This is a genomic window from Enterobacter kobei (assembly GCF_001729765.1).
Classification (GTDB): Bacteria; Pseudomonadota; Gammaproteobacteria; order Enterobacterales; family Enterobacteriaceae; genus Enterobacter; species Enterobacter kobei.
On sequence record NZ_CP017181.1, the window covers coordinates 4,045,807 to 4,060,832 of the forward strand.

The 15,026-nt window shown below is 57.0% G+C and carries 13 protein-coding genes; 8 read left to right on the top strand and 5 right to left on the bottom strand.

Annotated features, from left to right (window positions below):
* Positions 1–62 precede the first annotated feature (62 nt).
* Both yqhD and dkgA read left to right on the top strand, forming a co-directional pair.
* On the top strand, positions 63–1,226 hold the full coding sequence (gene yqhD / locus BFV64_RS19555; protein WP_069602364.1) for an alcohol dehydrogenase: 1,164 nt from the start codon (positions 63–65) through the stop codon (positions 1,224–1,226).
* Positions 1,227–1,331: 105 nt separating this feature from the next.
* Positions 1,332–2,159, top strand: coding sequence for a 2,5-didehydrogluconate reductase DkgA (gene dkgA / locus BFV64_RS19560; RefSeq protein ID WP_014885238.1), 828 nt, complete (start codon positions 1,332–1,334; stop codon positions 2,157–2,159).
* A 77-nt stretch (positions 2,160–2,236) separates the two neighbouring features.
* On the opposite strand, the gene BFV64_RS19565 is transcribed toward dkgA, so the two are convergent.
* Positions 2,237–4,408, bottom strand: coding sequence for a YgiQ family radical SAM protein (locus tag BFV64_RS19565; protein WP_023338788.1), 2,172 nt, complete (start codon positions 4,406–4,408; stop codon positions 2,237–2,239).
* 200 nt (positions 4,409–4,608) lie between these two features.
* Between BFV64_RS19565 and BFV64_RS19570 the strand changes: the two genes are divergently transcribed.
* Positions 4,609–6,084: a TrkH family potassium uptake protein gene (locus tag BFV64_RS19570; protein WP_014885240.1), complete on the top strand. Its 1,476-nt coding sequence runs from the start codon at positions 4,609–4,611 to the stop codon at positions 6,082–6,084.
* 32 nt (positions 6,085–6,116) lie between these two features.
* On the opposite strand, the gene ftsP is transcribed toward BFV64_RS19570, so the two are convergent.
* The 4 genes from ftsP to BFV64_RS19590 all read right to left on the bottom strand — a co-directional run bounded on the left by ftsP (position 6,117) and on the right by BFV64_RS19590 (position 11,267).
* A complete protein-coding gene (gene ftsP / locus BFV64_RS19575; RefSeq protein WP_023331309.1) occupies positions 6,117–7,529 on the bottom strand; it encodes a cell division protein FtsP in 1,413 nt (470 codons plus the stop codon).
* 58 nt (positions 7,530–7,587) lie between these two features.
* The gene (plsC, locus tag BFV64_RS19580; protein ID WP_069602365.1) at positions 7,588–8,325 is read right to left on the bottom strand and encodes a 1-acylglycerol-3-phosphate O-acyltransferase; all 738 of its coding nucleotides are present in this window, start codon (positions 8,323–8,325) and stop codon (positions 7,588–7,590) included.
* A 163-nt stretch (positions 8,326–8,488) separates the two neighbouring features.
* The gene (gene parC / locus BFV64_RS19585) at positions 8,489–10,747 is read right to left on the bottom strand and encodes a DNA topoisomerase IV subunit A (RefSeq protein WP_014885243.1); all 2,259 of its coding nucleotides are present in this window, start codon (positions 10,745–10,747) and stop codon (positions 8,489–8,491) included.
* Between the two features lie 118 nt (positions 10,748–10,865).
* On the bottom strand, positions 10,866–11,267 hold the full coding sequence (locus BFV64_RS19590) for a YgiW/YdeI family stress tolerance OB fold protein (protein ID WP_023337800.1): 402 nt from the start codon (positions 11,265–11,267) through the stop codon (positions 10,866–10,868).
* Positions 11,268–11,406: 139 nt separating this feature from the next.
* Here BFV64_RS19590 and qseB point away from each other — a divergent pair, with 139 nt between their 5' ends.
* The 5 genes from qseB to lysM all read left to right on the top strand — a co-directional run bounded on the left by qseB (position 11,407) and on the right by lysM (position 15,025).
* Positions 11,407–12,066: a quorum sensing response regulator transcription factor QseB gene (qseB, locus tag BFV64_RS19595; RefSeq protein WP_014885245.1), complete on the top strand. Its 660-nt coding sequence runs from the start codon at positions 11,407–11,409 to the stop codon at positions 12,064–12,066.
* Positions 12,063–13,400, top strand: a complete 1,338-nt coding sequence (gene qseC, locus BFV64_RS19600; protein WP_069602366.1) for a quorum sensing histidine kinase QseC — start codon at positions 12,063–12,065, stop codon at positions 13,398–13,400. Before qseB ends, qseC begins: the two co-directional genes overlap by 4 nt.
* A gap of 105 nt (positions 13,401–13,505) precedes the next feature.
* Positions 13,506–14,087, top strand: coding sequence for an NAD(P)H-dependent oxidoreductase (locus BFV64_RS19605; RefSeq protein ID WP_014885247.1), 582 nt, complete (start codon positions 13,506–13,508; stop codon positions 14,085–14,087).
* Between the two features lie 31 nt (positions 14,088–14,118).
* A complete protein-coding gene (locus tag BFV64_RS19610; RefSeq protein ID WP_008502984.1) occupies positions 14,119–14,433 on the top strand; it encodes a putative quinol monooxygenase in 315 nt (104 codons plus the stop codon).
* Positions 14,434–14,584: 151 nt separating this feature from the next.
* Positions 14,585–15,025, top strand: a complete 441-nt coding sequence (gene lysM / locus BFV64_RS19615) for a peptidoglycan-binding protein LysM (protein ID WP_014885249.1) — start codon at positions 14,585–14,587, stop codon at positions 15,023–15,025.
* Position 15,026: the final 1 nt, after the last annotated feature.

Sequence of the window (15,026 nt, forward strand, 5' to 3'; positions counted from 1 at the left end):
TGTGCAGCATCAGGCAGGCATCAGTGCCGCCACGGTTTTTCACCCACTAAAGGGAACGAGCAATGAACAATTTTAATCTCCATACCCCAACCCGCATTCTGTTTGGCAAAGACGCAATCGCTGACCTGCGTGCGCAGATCCCCGCTGATGCGCGTGTCCTGATCACCTACGGTGGCGGCAGCGTGAAAAAAACCGGCGTGCTGGATCAGGTTTACAGCGCCCTGGACGGTCTGGACGTGCGTGAGTTCGGCGGCATCGAGCCAAACCCGTCTTACGAAACGCTGATGAATGCGGTAAAAATCGCCCGTGAAGAAAACATTACTTTCCTGCTGGCGGTCGGTGGCGGTTCCGTTCTGGATGGCACGAAGTTCATCGCGGCGGCAGCGCACTACGCTGACGGCGTTGACCCGTGGCACATCCTGGAAACCCGCGGCAGCGACATTAAAAGCGCAATCCCGATGGGCTCCGTGCTGACCCTGCCAGCCACCGGTTCCGAATCCAACAAAGGCGCAGTGATCTCCCGTAAAACCACCGGTGACAAACAGGCCTTTATGAACGAGCACGTGCAGCCTGTCTTCGCTATCCTCGACCCGGTTTACACCTATACCCTGCCTGCACGTCAGGTAGCGAACGGTGTGGTTGATGCCTTTGTTCACACCGTTGAGCAGTACGTGACCTACCCGGTGAATGCCAAAATTCAGGATCGTTTCGCGGAAGGCATTCTGCTGACGCTGGTTGAAGAAGGTCCGAAAGCGCTGAAAGAGCCGGAAAATTATGACGTTCGTGCCAACGTCATGTGGGCGGCAACGCAGGCGCTGAACGGTCTGATCGGCGCAGGCGTGCCGCTGGACTGGGCGACCCACATGCTGGGTCACGAACTGACGGCGATGCACGGTCTCGATCACGCTCAGACGCTGGCGGTGGTTCTGCCTGCGCTGTGGAACGAAAAACGGGATACCAAACGCGCCAAACTGCTGCAGTACGCAGAGCGCGTGTGGAACATCACCGAGGGTTCTGACGATGCGCGTATTGACGCGGCCATCGAAGCGACACGCAACTTCTTCGAAAGCCTGGGCGTACCAACGCGCCTGTCTGGCTACGGCCTGGATGGCAGTTCTATCCCTGCTCTGCTGGAGAAACTCGACGCGCACGGCATGACCCAACTGGGCGAGCACGGTGACATCACGCTGGACGTCAGCCGCCGTATCTACGAAGCGGCACGCTAAGCGTTTTTGTCCTCCCGACTTTCGTTTTTTGACATTTCGTCCAGACTTAATGCACACCCCATCGCCGGAGCCCCCCTCCGGCGATGCGCACCTGAAGGAGGAAAAATGGCAAACCAAACCGTAATCAAGCTGCAGGATGGCAACGTGATGCCCCAGTTGGGGCTAGGTGTATGGAAAGCCGGTAACGACGAGGTCGTCTCCGCCATTCATAAAGCCCTGGAAGTCGGCTATCGGTCAATTGATACCGCCGCCGCCTACAAAAACGAGGACGGCGTAGGCACTGCACTGGCCAGCGCCGGCGTCCCCCGCGATGAATTATTCATTACCACGAAACTGTGGAATGACGATCAAAAACGCCCTCGCGAAGCCCTGCAGGAGAGTCTGGAGAAACTTCAGCTCGATTTCGTCGATCTGTATCTGATGCACTGGCCGGTTCCCGCCATCGACCATTATGTTGATGCCTGGAAAGGGATGATTGAACTGCAAAAAGAGGGGCTGGTGAAAAGCATCGGCGTCTGTAACTTCCAGGTTCATCACCTGCAGCGCCTGATTGATGAGACAGGCATCGCACCGGTGATTAACCAGATCGAGCTGCACCCGCTGATGCAGCAGCGCCAGCTTCACGCCTGGAATGCGACCCACAAGATCCAGACTGAATCCTGGAGCCCCCTGGCGCAGGGTGGCGAGGGGGTCTTCGATCAGAAAATCATCCGCGACCTGGCGGATAAATACGGCAAAACGCCCGCACAGATCGTCATTCGCTGGCATCTGGACAACGGCCTGGTCGTTATTCCGAAATCAGTCACGCCATCACGTATTGCCGAGAACTTCGACGTCTGGGATTTCCGCCTGGACAAAGATGAGCTGGGTGAGATTGCGAAGCTGGAGAAGGGCAAACGCTTAGGGCCGGACCCGGATCAGTTTGGCGGTTAAAAAAAGCCGGGTGGCGGCTTCGCCTTACCCGGCCTACGTGTCTACATAAAAAACCCCGGCAAGCCGGGGTTTTTTATTTACGCTTTGCGCTTCACGGGCTTCTTCGCATTCGAATTACCGTTCGAACGCTGATGCACAATCGGCGTGTGCTTGGTCAGCGCCGGGCGCGTATTGCGGTTCTGGCGACGCGCTTCGCGCATCTCATCCAGCGTCGGGGCCGGTACCAGGCAGTCGCGGCGTGAACCGATCAGGTGTTTTTTACCCATCTCTTCCAGCGCCTGGCGGATCAGCGGCCAGTTTTTCGGGTCATGATAACGCAGCAGCGCTTTATGCAGACGACGCTGTTTATCCCCTTTTGGCACCACCACCTCTTCACTCTTGTAGCCAATCTTACTCAGCGGGTTCTTGCCGGTGTAATACATGGTCGTCGAGTTGGCGAGCGGTGACGGGTAGAAGTTCTGCACCTGATCCAGACGGAAGCGACGCTGCTTCAGCCACAGTGCCAGGTTCACCATATCCTCATCACGCGTGCCGGGGTGCGCGGAGATAAAGTACGGGATCAGGTACTGCTCTTTGCCCGCCTGCTTTGAATACGTGTCGAACAGCTCTTTAAAGCGGTCATAGCTGCCCATACCCGGCTTCATCATCTTCGACAGCGGACCTTCTTCGGTGTGCTCCGGCGCAATCTTCAGGTAGCCGCCCACATGGTGGGTCGCCAGCTCTTTGATGTAGCGCGGATCTTCCACGGCGATGTCGTAACGCACCCCGGAGGCAATCAGGATCTTCTTGATGCCCTTCAGGTCGCGCGCGCGACGATAGAGATTGATCGTCGGCTCGTGGTTGGTATCCATATGCTCGCAGATGCTCGGATAGACGCAGGAGAGACGACGGCAGGTTTGCTCCGCGCGCGGCGACTTACAGCGCAGCATATACATGTTCGCGGTTGGACCGCCAAGGTCGGAGATCACACCGGTAAAGCCTGGCACCGTGTCGCGAATCGCTTCGATCTCATTGATGATCGAATCTTCAGAGCGGCTCTGAATAATACGGCCTTCGTGCTCGGTAATAGAGCAGAATGAACACCCGCCGAAGCAGCCGCGCATGATGTTGATCGAGAAACGGATCATCTCATATGCCGGGATGCGGGCGTTGCCGTACGCCGGATGCGGTACGCGCTTGTACGGCAGCGCAAAGACACTGTCCATCTCTTCGGTGGAGAGGGGGATCGCTGGCGGGTTGATCCAGATAAAGCGCTCGCCGTGCTTCTGCATTAACGCGCGGGCACAGCCCGGGTTGGTTTCGTGGTGCAAAATACGGGACGCATGGGCGTAGAGAACTTTGTCAGCCTTGACCTTCTCGTAAGACGGCAGCAGCACGTAGGTTTTTTCCCACGGTTTCGGGCGCGGCGGCTGCACGACAATCGCCTTTGCTTCCGCTTTCTTTGGCTCAACCGGTTTATTATCCGCACACGGCAAATCTTCGCCGTACGGGTGTGGGATAGGATCGATTTTGCCCGGCATATCAATGATGCGGGAATCCACCCCGCTCCAGCCCGGCAGCGCCTCTTTCACCATGATGGCCGTATTGCGCACGTCGCGGATGCTGCTCACCGGTTCACCCTGCGAGAGACGATGCGCCACTTCCACCAGCGGACGTTCACCGTTGCCGTAGATCAGCATATCGGCTTTGGAATCCACCAGCACCGAGCGGCGAACGGTATCTGACCAATAGTCGTAATGCGCGGTGCGTCGCAGACTCGCCTCAATGCCCCCCAGGATCACCGGCACGTCTTTCCAGGCTTCTTTACAGCGCTGGGTATAGACGAGGGTAGCGCGGTCCGGACGTTTGCCCGCCACGTTATCCGGCGTATAGGCATCGTCATGGCGCAGCTTACGGTCGGCGGTATAGCGGTTGATCATCGAATCCATGTTGCCCGCGGTCACGCCGAAGAACAGGTTCGGTTTACCCAGACGCATAAAGTCGTCTTTGCTGTTCCAGTCAGGCTGGGAGATGATCCCCACACGGAAGCCCTGCGCTTCGAGCATACGGCCGCAGATGGCCATGCCGAAACTCGGATGGTCAACATAGGCATCGCCTGTGACCAGAATGATATCGCAGCTGTCCCAGCCAAGTTGGTCCATCTCTTCCCGGGACATCGGCAGGAACGGCGCCGGTCCAAAGCAGGCCGCCCAGTACTGGGGCCAGGAGAAGAGGTCACGATCCGGCTGGATCAGGGAAATGGCGCTCATAATGCTTCCGAAGAAAAAATAGACAAAAGGAGCGGGATTATACGCTGTTCATCCGTCCAATTTGAAGAAAAGGATGCAGGAAGCAGACATAAAATCGCGGAAGTCGTTAAAATACAGCGCCCTGTTAATTTTGCATCATAATTACCCCTGACGCCTCCGGTTCTCTGCCGCCGGGAGGCATTCTGGCGTGGAGTTTCCGTGTGAAGTTCAACGATTCGTTACATGTGTCTCAACTGCGGGTTGTGCTCCACCTCTGCGGTTTCCTGGTTCTGCTGTACAGCCTTTCAATGCTGCCGCCGATGGTCATTGCCCTGCTGCACAAAGAGCGGACCTACTTTGCGTTTTTAACCACGTTTCTGACCTTTTTCAGCCTCGGGGGGTTAACCTGGCGGGCGACCCGTCACGCTGGCATACAGCTGCGCACCCGTGACGGTTTCGTGATCATTGTGCTGTTCTGGCTGCTGTTTTCAGTGATCAGCGCCATGCCGCTCTGGATGGATGATGGTCTGCATCTCTCTTTTGCGGATGCGCTCTTCGAAGGGGTGTCCGGAATCACCACCACCGGGGCAACGGTGATCGGGGACGTCAGCGCCCTGCCTAAGTCGTACCTTTATTATCGCGCCCAGCTCAACTTCATTGGCGGGTTAGGCGTCATCGTGCTGGCCGTCGCGGTACTGCCGCTGCTGGGCATCGGGGGCATGAAGCTGTATCAGTCAGAAATGCCCGGGCCGTTCAAAGAGGAGCGCCTGACGCCCCGGCTTGCCGATACTGCGCGTACCCTGTGGCTGACCTATTTCGCGCTGGGCGTGACCTGCACGCTGGCCTACTGGCTGGCGGGGATGCCCGTTTTTGACGCCATCTGTCACGGGCTTTCAACTGTGTCACTGGGCGGGTTTTCTACCCGCAGCGAGAGCATTGGCTTTTATGACAGCCACGCAATTGAACTGGTTGCCGGGGCCTTTTCGCTGCTTTCTGCCTTTAACTTTACCCTCTGGTACGTCGCCATTGTCAGACGCACCCTGAAGCCGATCCGCCGCAGCCCGGAGGTCAAATTCTTTCTCAGTGCCGCCGCGGTGATTATCCTCATCACCGCCTGGCAGGTCTGGCATGCGGGAATGTACAACCCCACGGATAGCCTGGTACACGCTTTCTTCCTTGCCAGCTCGATGATGACCGATAACGGTCTCGCGACGGCCGACTATGCCCAATGGCCTGCCCACACCATCTTTTTACTGTTGAGCGCCAGCTTCTTTGGTGGCTGCGTCGGCTCGACCTGCGGCGGGATCAAAGCGCTGCGTTTTCTCATTATGTTTAAGCAGAGTATTCAGGAGATGAATCAGCTGGCCCATCCGCGCGCGCTGCTGAGTATTAAGGTGGGCAAAAGCGTGGTGAATGAACGCGTTCTGCGTTCGGTATGGAGCTTCTTTTTTCTCTACGTGATGATTACCGGATTTTTTGTCTGGGCGCTTAATCTGATGGGCTATGACCTGTTTACGTCATTCGCCACGGTTGCCGCCTGTATCAACAATATGGGACTGGGTTTTGGCGAGACAGCATCAACGTTTGGCACCTTAACCGAAGGGGCAAAACTGCTGATGTGCGCGGCAATGATCTTAGGGCGTCTGGAAATCTACCCGGTGCTGATTCTGTTCTCGCGCTTTTTCTGGCGGGCATAACACATTCCCGGCGAACCGGGAATGTCAGGGGGTTATGGCGCGGGGTTGATCAACATCTGCCCCACGGAGCCCCTATCCATCATCTCCAGCGTCTGGCTATGGAACAGGAACGGGAAGTGCGGCCACGAAGGCTGACCATAGTAGACAAGCAGTTCGACCTGACCATCCACCCAGACGGTATCTTTCCAGCCGCGATCTTCCGGGAACGGCATCGCACCGTTGACGTTACGGATCAGGAAGGACACCCCTTCAATATGGAACGACTGCGGCATATCTGAACGGACCGTCCAGCGCTCCCAGGTGCCCTGCTGGGCGGTGATGTCGATACGGTTGACGTCCCACAGCGCGCCGTTGATGCCCGGATCGTCGCCCAGGCTGATATCACGGCTGCGCACCGGCGAACCGCCCATGATCTCCTGCGGCAGCAAACGCATCGGCAGGCTATCGGTGACCAGCGGCAGCAGGCCGGTTGGACGCAGGGTTAACACCAGCGTTGAGACCAGAATGCTCGACGGCTCGAAGAACCCGCGAATACGGTCAACAATGCTCGCGGCTTCGCCACAGGTGACAGAGACTTCATCCCCGTTGGTCATATCCACCAGAATTTCCCGACGTTCCCCCGGCGCCAGCGCCAGTTGCTTAACGGAGACCGGCGCAGGTAAAAAGCCCTGGTCACCGGAGATCACGTGGAGCGGGCGGCCATCGCTCATCTGCAGCTGATAACGACGGGAGTTAGAGGCATTAAGCAAACGCAGACGCACCCAACCGCGGGAAACTTCGACATACGGGCTTTGCGCACCGTTTACCAGCAGCGTATCGCCAACAAAGCCACCGCTCCCCGGCTCGCTGTACTCCGGCGTGCCAAAGTTATCCAGGCGCTTATCCTGAATAATGATCGGGAAATCATCCACGCCGTAGTGGTTCGGGATCGGCAGCGACTTGCTGACCTCATCTTCCACCAGCCACATCCCGGCCAGACCGTTATAGACCTGCTGCGCCGTGCGGTTAGGCGTGTTAGCGTGATACCACAGCGTTGCCGCGCTCTGGCGGATCGGCAGGACGGGTGCCCAGTCGGCGTTGGGAGACATCATGCGCGCCGCGCCACCGATCAGCGGGCCTGGAACCTGTAAACCGCTGATGGTCATGGCAACATTTTCAGTGGTGCGGTTGCTGTAAATGAGCTTAACGTCATCGCCGTTCCACACGCGAACGGTTGGCCCGAGGTAGCGCCCGTTAATGCCCCATACCTGCGCGCGCGTGCCCTGGGTAAAAGACCAGTGGCTGCGCTGTAGCGTCAGAAATAGCGGCTGGCCGCGACGGGATTCAATCAACGGCGGAATGGGCAGCGGCTGTTGCTGCCCGGCGGCGCTGGCTGTCAGCGGCATCGCACCCGCACAGAGGGCAATCCCCGAAGCCTGAATAAACTGACGCCGACTGAGTGACATATAAGCTCCATCTGAAACGACTAACAACGCGGGAATTCGTTTTCCCTTTAACGCCGGATTAAATCTTACCGGCGGCTTCTCTTTCTGCGACTTCTTTGTCCAACTGCGCAATACGCTGAGCCATCAGCTCGCGGCAATGTGCTGCCAGCTCGCGTACCTGGTCTTTACCGTATTTGCGGGTATCGACAGGCGGCAACATTTCGACAATCACCAGACCATTATTCAGGCGGTTGAGATTAATCTTATTCGAAGTATTGGAAACGCACACAGGAATAATTGGAACACCCGCCGCAATTGCGGCATGAAAAGCGCCCGTTTTAAACGGCAGCAGGCCACGCCCACGGCTACGCGTTCCTTCCGGGAACATCCAGATGGATATTTTGCGCTTTTTAAAATGATTCACCACTTCCGCAATGGTGCTGTGTGCTTTTGCGCGGTTATTACGGTCGATCAGCAGGTTACCGGTCAGCCAGTACAACTGGCCAAAAAACGGGATCCACAGCAGGCTCTTTTTCCCCACCGTCACGGTCGGCGGCAGAACGATATTGGAGGCCGTCACCATATCGTAGTTGTTTTGATGGTTGGCGATATAGATGGCATTACCGAAGTTCTCTGCCCCTTCAGGCAGGCGTTTTTCAACCTTCAGACCAAACAACGGTGCAAGGCGGCCGAACATATGGCCGAAGGTGGCAACGTGCTTAGGATTGCGCGGGCTGAACAGGCAATAAATTGAGCCGAAAACACAGACCAGAATACAGTAGATAACGGTAAGAATAAGACGAACAATATATAGCATAGCGACCTCTGAAGCCCCAACAGCTGACAATTATACTTCACCTGTGGCCAGGTAAGGACTTTATTACGAGCGCGTATTGTTAATCGCAACGCACGAATTAACAACGATTTTACGGGAAATTTTATTGAACTTCCCCCTCCGGACGGAGGGGGATATCACGAGACTACTCTTCGCTGTCACCCGCGCTGCTGCGCGCCGGTGAATCTATCTCCACACGGTCGATACGCTGCAGGCCGCGCATCAGCGAACCGCGACGACCGCGTTCGCCCACCACTTTCTGCAGCTCTTCCGGGCGCAGTTTGATCTTACGCTTGCCAACATGAATGGTCAGCGTGCTCTGCGGCGGCAGCAGGAAGAGGTGCGCCAGACCATCTTCACCTTTCGCGGCTTCCGCCGACGGGATGTTGATGATCTTGTTGCCCTTCCCTTTCGACAGCTCCGGCAGGTCGCTGACCGGGAACATCAGCATGCGTCCGGCGGAGGTGATCGCCAGCAGCATATCGCTTTCGTTCTCGATCACCAGCGGCGTCATCACGCGAGCGTTGTCCGGCAGGCTAATCAGCGCTTTACCGGCACGGTTACGCGACACAAGATCGTTAAAGGTACAGATAAAGCCATAACCCGCGTCAGACGCCATCAGCAGCTTCTGGTCATCGGCTTCCATCAGCATATGATCAACCGTCGCCCCCGGCGGCAGCGTCAGCTTACCGGTAAGCGGTTCGCCCTGGCCGCGCGCGGAAGGCAGCGTGATAGGGTCGATGGCGTAGCTGCGACCGGTGGAGTCGATAAACGCCACCGGCTGGTTACTCTTGCCTTTCACCGCCGCTTTAAAGCTGTCTCCGGCTTTGTAGCTGAGACCCGGCGCGTCGATATCATGGCCTTTGGCGCTGCGCACCCAGCCGCTTTGCGACAGCACAATGGTCACCGGCTCGGAAGGCTGCATGTCATGCTCGTTCATTGCCTTCGCTTCTTCGCGCTCGTGCAGCGGAGAACGACGATCGTCGCCGAAGGCATCAGCATCCGCCTGCAGCTCTTTCTTCAGCAGGTTATTCATCTTGCGCTCGGACGCGAGGATCGCCTGCAGCTGATCGCGCTCTTTTTCCAGCTCGTTCTGTTCACCGCGGATCTTCATCTCTTCCAGTTTGGCGAGATGGCGCAGTTTCAGTTCGAGGATCGCTTCCGCCTGCGTCTCGCTGATGCCAAAGCGCGACATCAGGGCCGGCTTCGGCTCGTCCTCGGTACGGATGATCTCAATGACTTCGTCGATATTGAGGAACGCCACCAGCAAACCTTCGAGGATATGCAGGCGCTTCAGCACTTTCTCCAGACGATGGTTAAGACGACGGCGGACCGTATCGCGACGGAACGTTAGCCATTCGGAGAGGATCTCCAGCAGGTTTTTCACCGCCGGGCGTCCGTCAAGGCCGATCATGTTCAGGTTGATGCGGTAGCTTTTTTCCAGATCGGTGGTGGCAAACAGGTGGTTCATCACCTGCTCCATGTCCACGCGGTTGGAGCGCGGCACGATCACCAGACGGGTCGGGTTCTCGTGGTCAGATTCGTCGCGCAGGTCGTCCACCATCGGCAGCTTTTTATTGCGCATCTGGGAGGCGATCTGCTCGAGCACTTTCGCGCCGGAAACCTGGTGCGGCAGCGCGGTGATCACCACAGCGCCGTCTTCTTTATTCCACACCGCGCGCATGCGCACGGAGCCGCGACCGTTCTGGTAGATTTTGCGAATTTCCGCACGCGAGGTGATGATTTCCGCTTCAGTCGGATAATCCGGCCCCTGAACGATATCCAGCAGCTCGTCGAGCGACGTTTTAGGCTGCTCAATCAGGGTGATGGCGGCTTTCGCCACTTCACGCAGGTTGTGAGGCGGAATATCTGTCGCCATACCGACCGCAATACCGGTGGTACCGTTCAGCAGGATGTTTGGCAGACGCGCAGGCAGCATCTTCGGCTCCTGCATCGTACCGTCGAAGTTTGGCACCCAGTCAACGGTTCCCTGACCCAGCTCGCCCAGCAGCACTTCGGCATATTTAGAGAGACGAGATTCGGTATAACGCATCGCCGCGAAGGATTTCGGATCGTCCGGTGCCCCCCAGTTCCCCTGACCATCCACCAGCGGATAGCGGTAAGAGAACGGCTGCGCCATCAGGACCATCGCTTCATAACAGGCGCTGTCGCCGTGCGGATGGTATTTACCCAGCACGTCACCGACGGTACGGGCGGATTTCTTGAACTTGGCGGTGGCGTTCAGCCCCAGTTCGGACATCGCATAGACGATGCGGCGCTGAACCGGCTTCAGGCCATCCCCGATAAACGGCAACGCCCTGTCCATGATGACGTACATGGAGTAGTTCAGGTAGGCGTTTTCCGTGAATTCATGTAGCGCGAGGCGCTCTGCCATATCGCTCATTACGTGTGATTCCTCAACTCAGAAACCGATGGGTTTCAGGCAATATTGCCGCAGATACTACCCTATCTGACGAGTTGAGTCACAAAGAAAAAGGGCCGGGTGAGCGGCCCTTTTCGGGTTATTTGTTCAGCTTGATAACCTGCTTCACATCGATTTCAAACTCGTTCCAGTCTTTATCGACTTTACCCTGCAGCTCCACTTTATCCTGCGGGGTCACGGTCACGCCGTTCCAGCGCTTGTGGTCAATTTCGACCACCACCGTACCGGACTCATCGCGGAAGGTGTAGCGGTCATCGGACAGGCGCTCGGTAATGTTCCCGCGCAGCTTCACCCAGGCATCGTCCTTCAGATCTTTCACTTTAGCCGCGGTGGTGAGGTTGGCGTTGTTATCGACAAAACCGCCCTGCTGAGTTTGCGTCTGGGCCGGCGTGGCGGATGGGCCACTAAAACCGCCCTGAGCAGCAAAGACCGGCGCGGTGGTCATCATCATGATGGCAGTAATTGCAGCGAATTTTTTCATCGTAATCTCTCCCTTTAATGTCGTTTCGCAGTCCATTAAACAGGGTAATCCTTAACAACTTCTTAAGGGGAAAATTTATTTATTTTTACTGTACACCAGCCGCTTAGAGAGGGTTTACTGGCGGCATCAAGGAGGGAACATGCGCATTTTACTGGTAGAAGATGACAAGCTCATCGGCGATGGCATCAAAGCGGGCTTAAGCAAACTGGGCTTTAGTGTGGACTGGTTTACCGAGGGGAAAACCGGGCAGGCCGCGCTCGCTTCCGCGCCCTATGATGCCGTGGTGCTGGACCTGACGCTGCCGGAAATTGACGGTCTGGACATTCTGCGCGCCTGGCGTGAAGGCGGACACAGCGAGCCGGTACTGATCCTGACGGCGCGGGATGCGCTGAACCAGCGTGTTGAAGGGCTGCGCCTCGGGGCGGACGATTATCTCTGTAAGCCTTTTGCCCTGATCGAAGTGGCTGCCCGCCTTGAAGCGCTGGTGCGCCGCAGCCACGGCCAGACACGCAGCGAACTGCGCCACGGCAAGGTCACGCTCGATCCAGCGAGCCTTATCGCCACGCTGGATGGCGAAACGTTAACGCTTAAGCCTAAAGAGTTCGCGCTGCTGGAGCTGTTAATGCGTAACGCAGGCCGGGTACTGCCGCGCAAGCTGATCGAGGAAAAACTCTATACCTGGGACGATGACGTCTCCAGCAATGCCGTCGAAGTCCATGTTCATCATTTACGCCGCAAGCTCGGAAGCGACTTTATCCGCACCGTACACGGCATCGGTTATACCCTGGGTGACGCATGAAATTGAGCCTGAAGCTGCGCCTGACGCTGCTGTTTTTAGTCCTCTCTCTAACGGCATGGTTCGCCGCCAGCCTGGTGGCCTGGCAGCAGACCACCCACAAGCTGGATAAGCTGTTCGATACGCAGCAGATGCTGTTTGCCAAACGACTGCTGACGATGGAACTGGACGAGCTTCATGCGCCAGCGCGCATGCGAGAGGTGCCGAAAAAAGCCAAACACGGGCATCTTGACGACGACGCGCTGGCCTTTGCGATTTACGCTTCAGACGGCACGATGCTCCTGAACGACGGCGAAAACGGCCGCGATATCCCGTATCACTATCGCCGTGACGGCTTTGACGACGGACGGCTTCAGGACGATAACGACGAATGGCGCTTTTTATGGCTAACCTCGCCAGACGGGAAATACCGCGTGGTGGTCGGCCAGGAGTGGGAGTACCGGCAGGATATGGCGCTCGACGTCGTCAGCTCACAGCTGACGCCTTGGCTGGTGGCGCTGCCGGTAATGCTGCTGTTGCTTATTGTCCTGCTGAGTCGGGAACTGAAACCGCTGAAAAAGCTGGCACAGACCCTGCGCGCGCGCTCGCCGGATGCCACCGATGCCCTGCCCACCCAGGGCGTACCGGCGGAAGTGCGCCCCCTGCTCGACTCGCTGAATCATCTCTTTGCGCGTACCCAGGAGATGATGACCCGCGAGCGCCGCTTTACCTCCGATGCCGCCCATGAATTACGCAGCCCGCTGGCGGCGCTGAAGGTGCAAACCGACGTGGCGCAGCTCTCTCAGGACGATCCGCAGGCGCAGGAAAAAGCGCTGACGCAACTGCACGCGGGCATCGATCGCGCGTCCCGCCTGGTGGATCAGCTCCTCACGCTGTCGCGTCTGGACTCGCTGGACAGCCTGGACGGTGTAGAACAGATAGCGATGGCCGATTTGCTGCAGTCCGCGGTAATGGATATCTACCCTCCGGCGCAGCAGGCGGGCATTGATATTCGTCTGAACATTAACGCGCCAGAGGTGACGCGCACGGGTCAGCAACTGCTCCTGAGCCTGCTGGTACGTAACCTGCTGGATAACGCCACCCGTTACAGTCCGCGCGGCAGCGTGGTGGATGTGACGCTGGATGCGCGTCGCTTTACCGTGCGCGACAACGGCCCGGGTATTTCCCCCGATGCGCTGGCGCGTCTCGGCGAGCGCTTTTACCGTCCGCCAGGTCAGGATGCCACCGGAAGCGGGCTGGGGTTATCCATTGTGAAACGCATCGCCGCCCTGCACGGGATGCACGTCGCGCTGGGCAACGCCCCTGAAGGCGGCTTCGAAGTGAACGTCAGCTGGTAAAAGATTATTGCATTTAACGCAAAAGACTTTGCACATTTTGCTCATTTTTCCGCTCCGTCCTCGCGCGTAGAATACCCGGCATACTCTCAGTCACGAGGACAAATAATGAGCAACATTTTGATTATCAACGGCGCAAAAGAATTTGCGCACTCTAAAGGCCAACTGAATGACACCCTGACCGAGGTCGCGGATGGTTTCCTGCGCGACGCCGGGCATGATGTTAAGGTCGTGCGTGCGGACAGCGAGTATGACGTGAAGGCGGAAGTGCAGAACTTCCTGTGGGCCGACGTAGTGATTTGGCAGATGCCGGGCTGGTGGATGGGCGCACCGTGGACGGTGAAAAAGTACATGGACGACGTCTTCACCGAAGGTCACGGTTCACTGTATGCCAGCGACGGCCGCACCCGTTCAGACGCGTCGAAAAAATACGGTTCCGGCGGTCTGATTCAGGGCAAAAAATATATGCTTTCCCTGACCTGGAACGCTCCTCTGGAAGCCTTCACCGAAAAAGATCAGTTCTTTGAAGGCGTGGGCGTCGACGGCGCGTATCTGCCGTTCCACAAGGCGAACCAGTTCCTGGGGATGGATCCGCTGCCGACCTTTATCGTCAACGACGTAATTAAAATGCCGGACGTCCCGAGCTATATCGCAGAATATCGCAAGCATCTCGCGAAAATTTTTGCTTAACTGGTAGCCTGGAATTAAAGGAGTAGTAACCATGCTTACAGTAATCGCAGAAATCCGTACTCGTCCAGGTCAACATCACCGTCAGGCGGTGCTGGATCAGTTCGCGAAAATTATCCCAACCGTACTGAAAGAAGAAGGCTGCCACGGCTACGCGCCGATGGTGGACGCCGCTACTGACGCAAGCTTCCAGGCCACCGCGCCAGACTCCATTATCATGGTTGAGCAGTGGGAAACCGTCGCCCATCTTGAAGCGCATTTGCAGACCGCACATATGAAAGCGTGGAGCGATGCGGTGAAAGGTGACGTGCTGGAGACCCACATCCGTATTCTGGAGCAAGGGGTTTAAGTTCGTGGAATTTGCCGGGTGGCACTGCGTTTACCCGGCCTACAAAACCTGAACCGTAGGCCCGGTAAGCGTTAGCGCCACCGGGCTTTTTTCGCACCTTAAACCTCAACTGCTATGCTTATTCTGACTTCATGATTAACAGGAGGATGGAATGGGTCTTTTTAACTTCGTAAAAGAAGCAGGCGAAAAGCTGTGGGATAACCTGACCGATCATAAAGGCCAGGGCGACAAAATCACCGAGCACCTCAAGAAACTCAACATTCCCGGTTCAGACAAAGTCCAGGTTAACGTTACCGACGGCAAAGCCAGCGTAACGGGCGACGGGCTGACCCAGGAGCAGAAAGAGAAAATCCAGGTCGCCGTCGGGAACATCGCGGGCGTCAGCGAAGTGGAGAACAATATCACCGCGACCGATGCCAAAGATGAAGCCACCTACTACACGGTAAAATCCGGCGATACCCTGAGCGCTATCTCCAAAACCGTGTACGGCGATGCCAACCAGTACAACAAGATTTTCGAGGCCAATCGCCCGATGCTCTCCAGCCCGGATAAAATCTACCCGGGCCAGACGCTGCGTATTCCTAAAGCGTGAT

Excerpts from the sequence above, each read along its gene's own strand:
- yqhD (WP_069602364.1), top strand. The coding sequence starts at position 63 with ATGAACAATTTTAATCTCCATACCCCAACCCGCATTCTGTTTGGCAAA.
- dkgA (WP_014885238.1), top strand. The coding sequence starts at position 1,332 with ATGGCAAACCAAACCGTAATCAAGCTGCAGGATGGCAACGTGATGCCC.
- BFV64_RS19565 (WP_023338788.1), bottom strand. The coding sequence starts at position 4,408 with ATGAGCGCCATTTCCCTGATCCAGCCGGATCGTGACCTCTTCTCCTGG.
- ftsP (WP_023331309.1), bottom strand. The coding sequence starts at position 7,529 with ATGTCACTCAGTCGGCGTCAGTTTATTCAGGCTTCGGGGATTGCCCTC.
- plsC (WP_069602365.1), bottom strand. The coding sequence starts at position 8,325 with ATGCTATATATTGTTCGTCTTATTCTTACCGTTATCTACTGTATTCTG.
- parC (WP_014885243.1), bottom strand. The coding sequence starts at position 10,747 with ATGAGCGATATGGCAGAGCGCCTCGCGCTACATGAATTCACGGAAAAC.
- BFV64_RS19590 (WP_023337800.1), bottom strand. The coding sequence starts at position 11,267 with ATGAAAAAATTCGCTGCAATTACTGCCATCATGATGATGACCACCGCG.
- qseB (WP_014885245.1), top strand. The coding sequence starts at position 11,407 with ATGCGCATTTTACTGGTAGAAGATGACAAGCTCATCGGCGATGGCATC.
- qseC (WP_069602366.1), top strand. The coding sequence starts at position 12,063 with ATGAAATTGAGCCTGAAGCTGCGCCTGACGCTGCTGTTTTTAGTCCTC.
- BFV64_RS19605 (WP_014885247.1), top strand. The coding sequence starts at position 13,506 with ATGAGCAACATTTTGATTATCAACGGCGCAAAAGAATTTGCGCACTCT.
- BFV64_RS19610 (WP_008502984.1), top strand. The coding sequence starts at position 14,119 with ATGCTTACAGTAATCGCAGAAATCCGTACTCGTCCAGGTCAACATCAC.
- lysM (WP_014885249.1), top strand. The coding sequence starts at position 14,585 with ATGGGTCTTTTTAACTTCGTAAAAGAAGCAGGCGAAAAGCTGTGGGAT.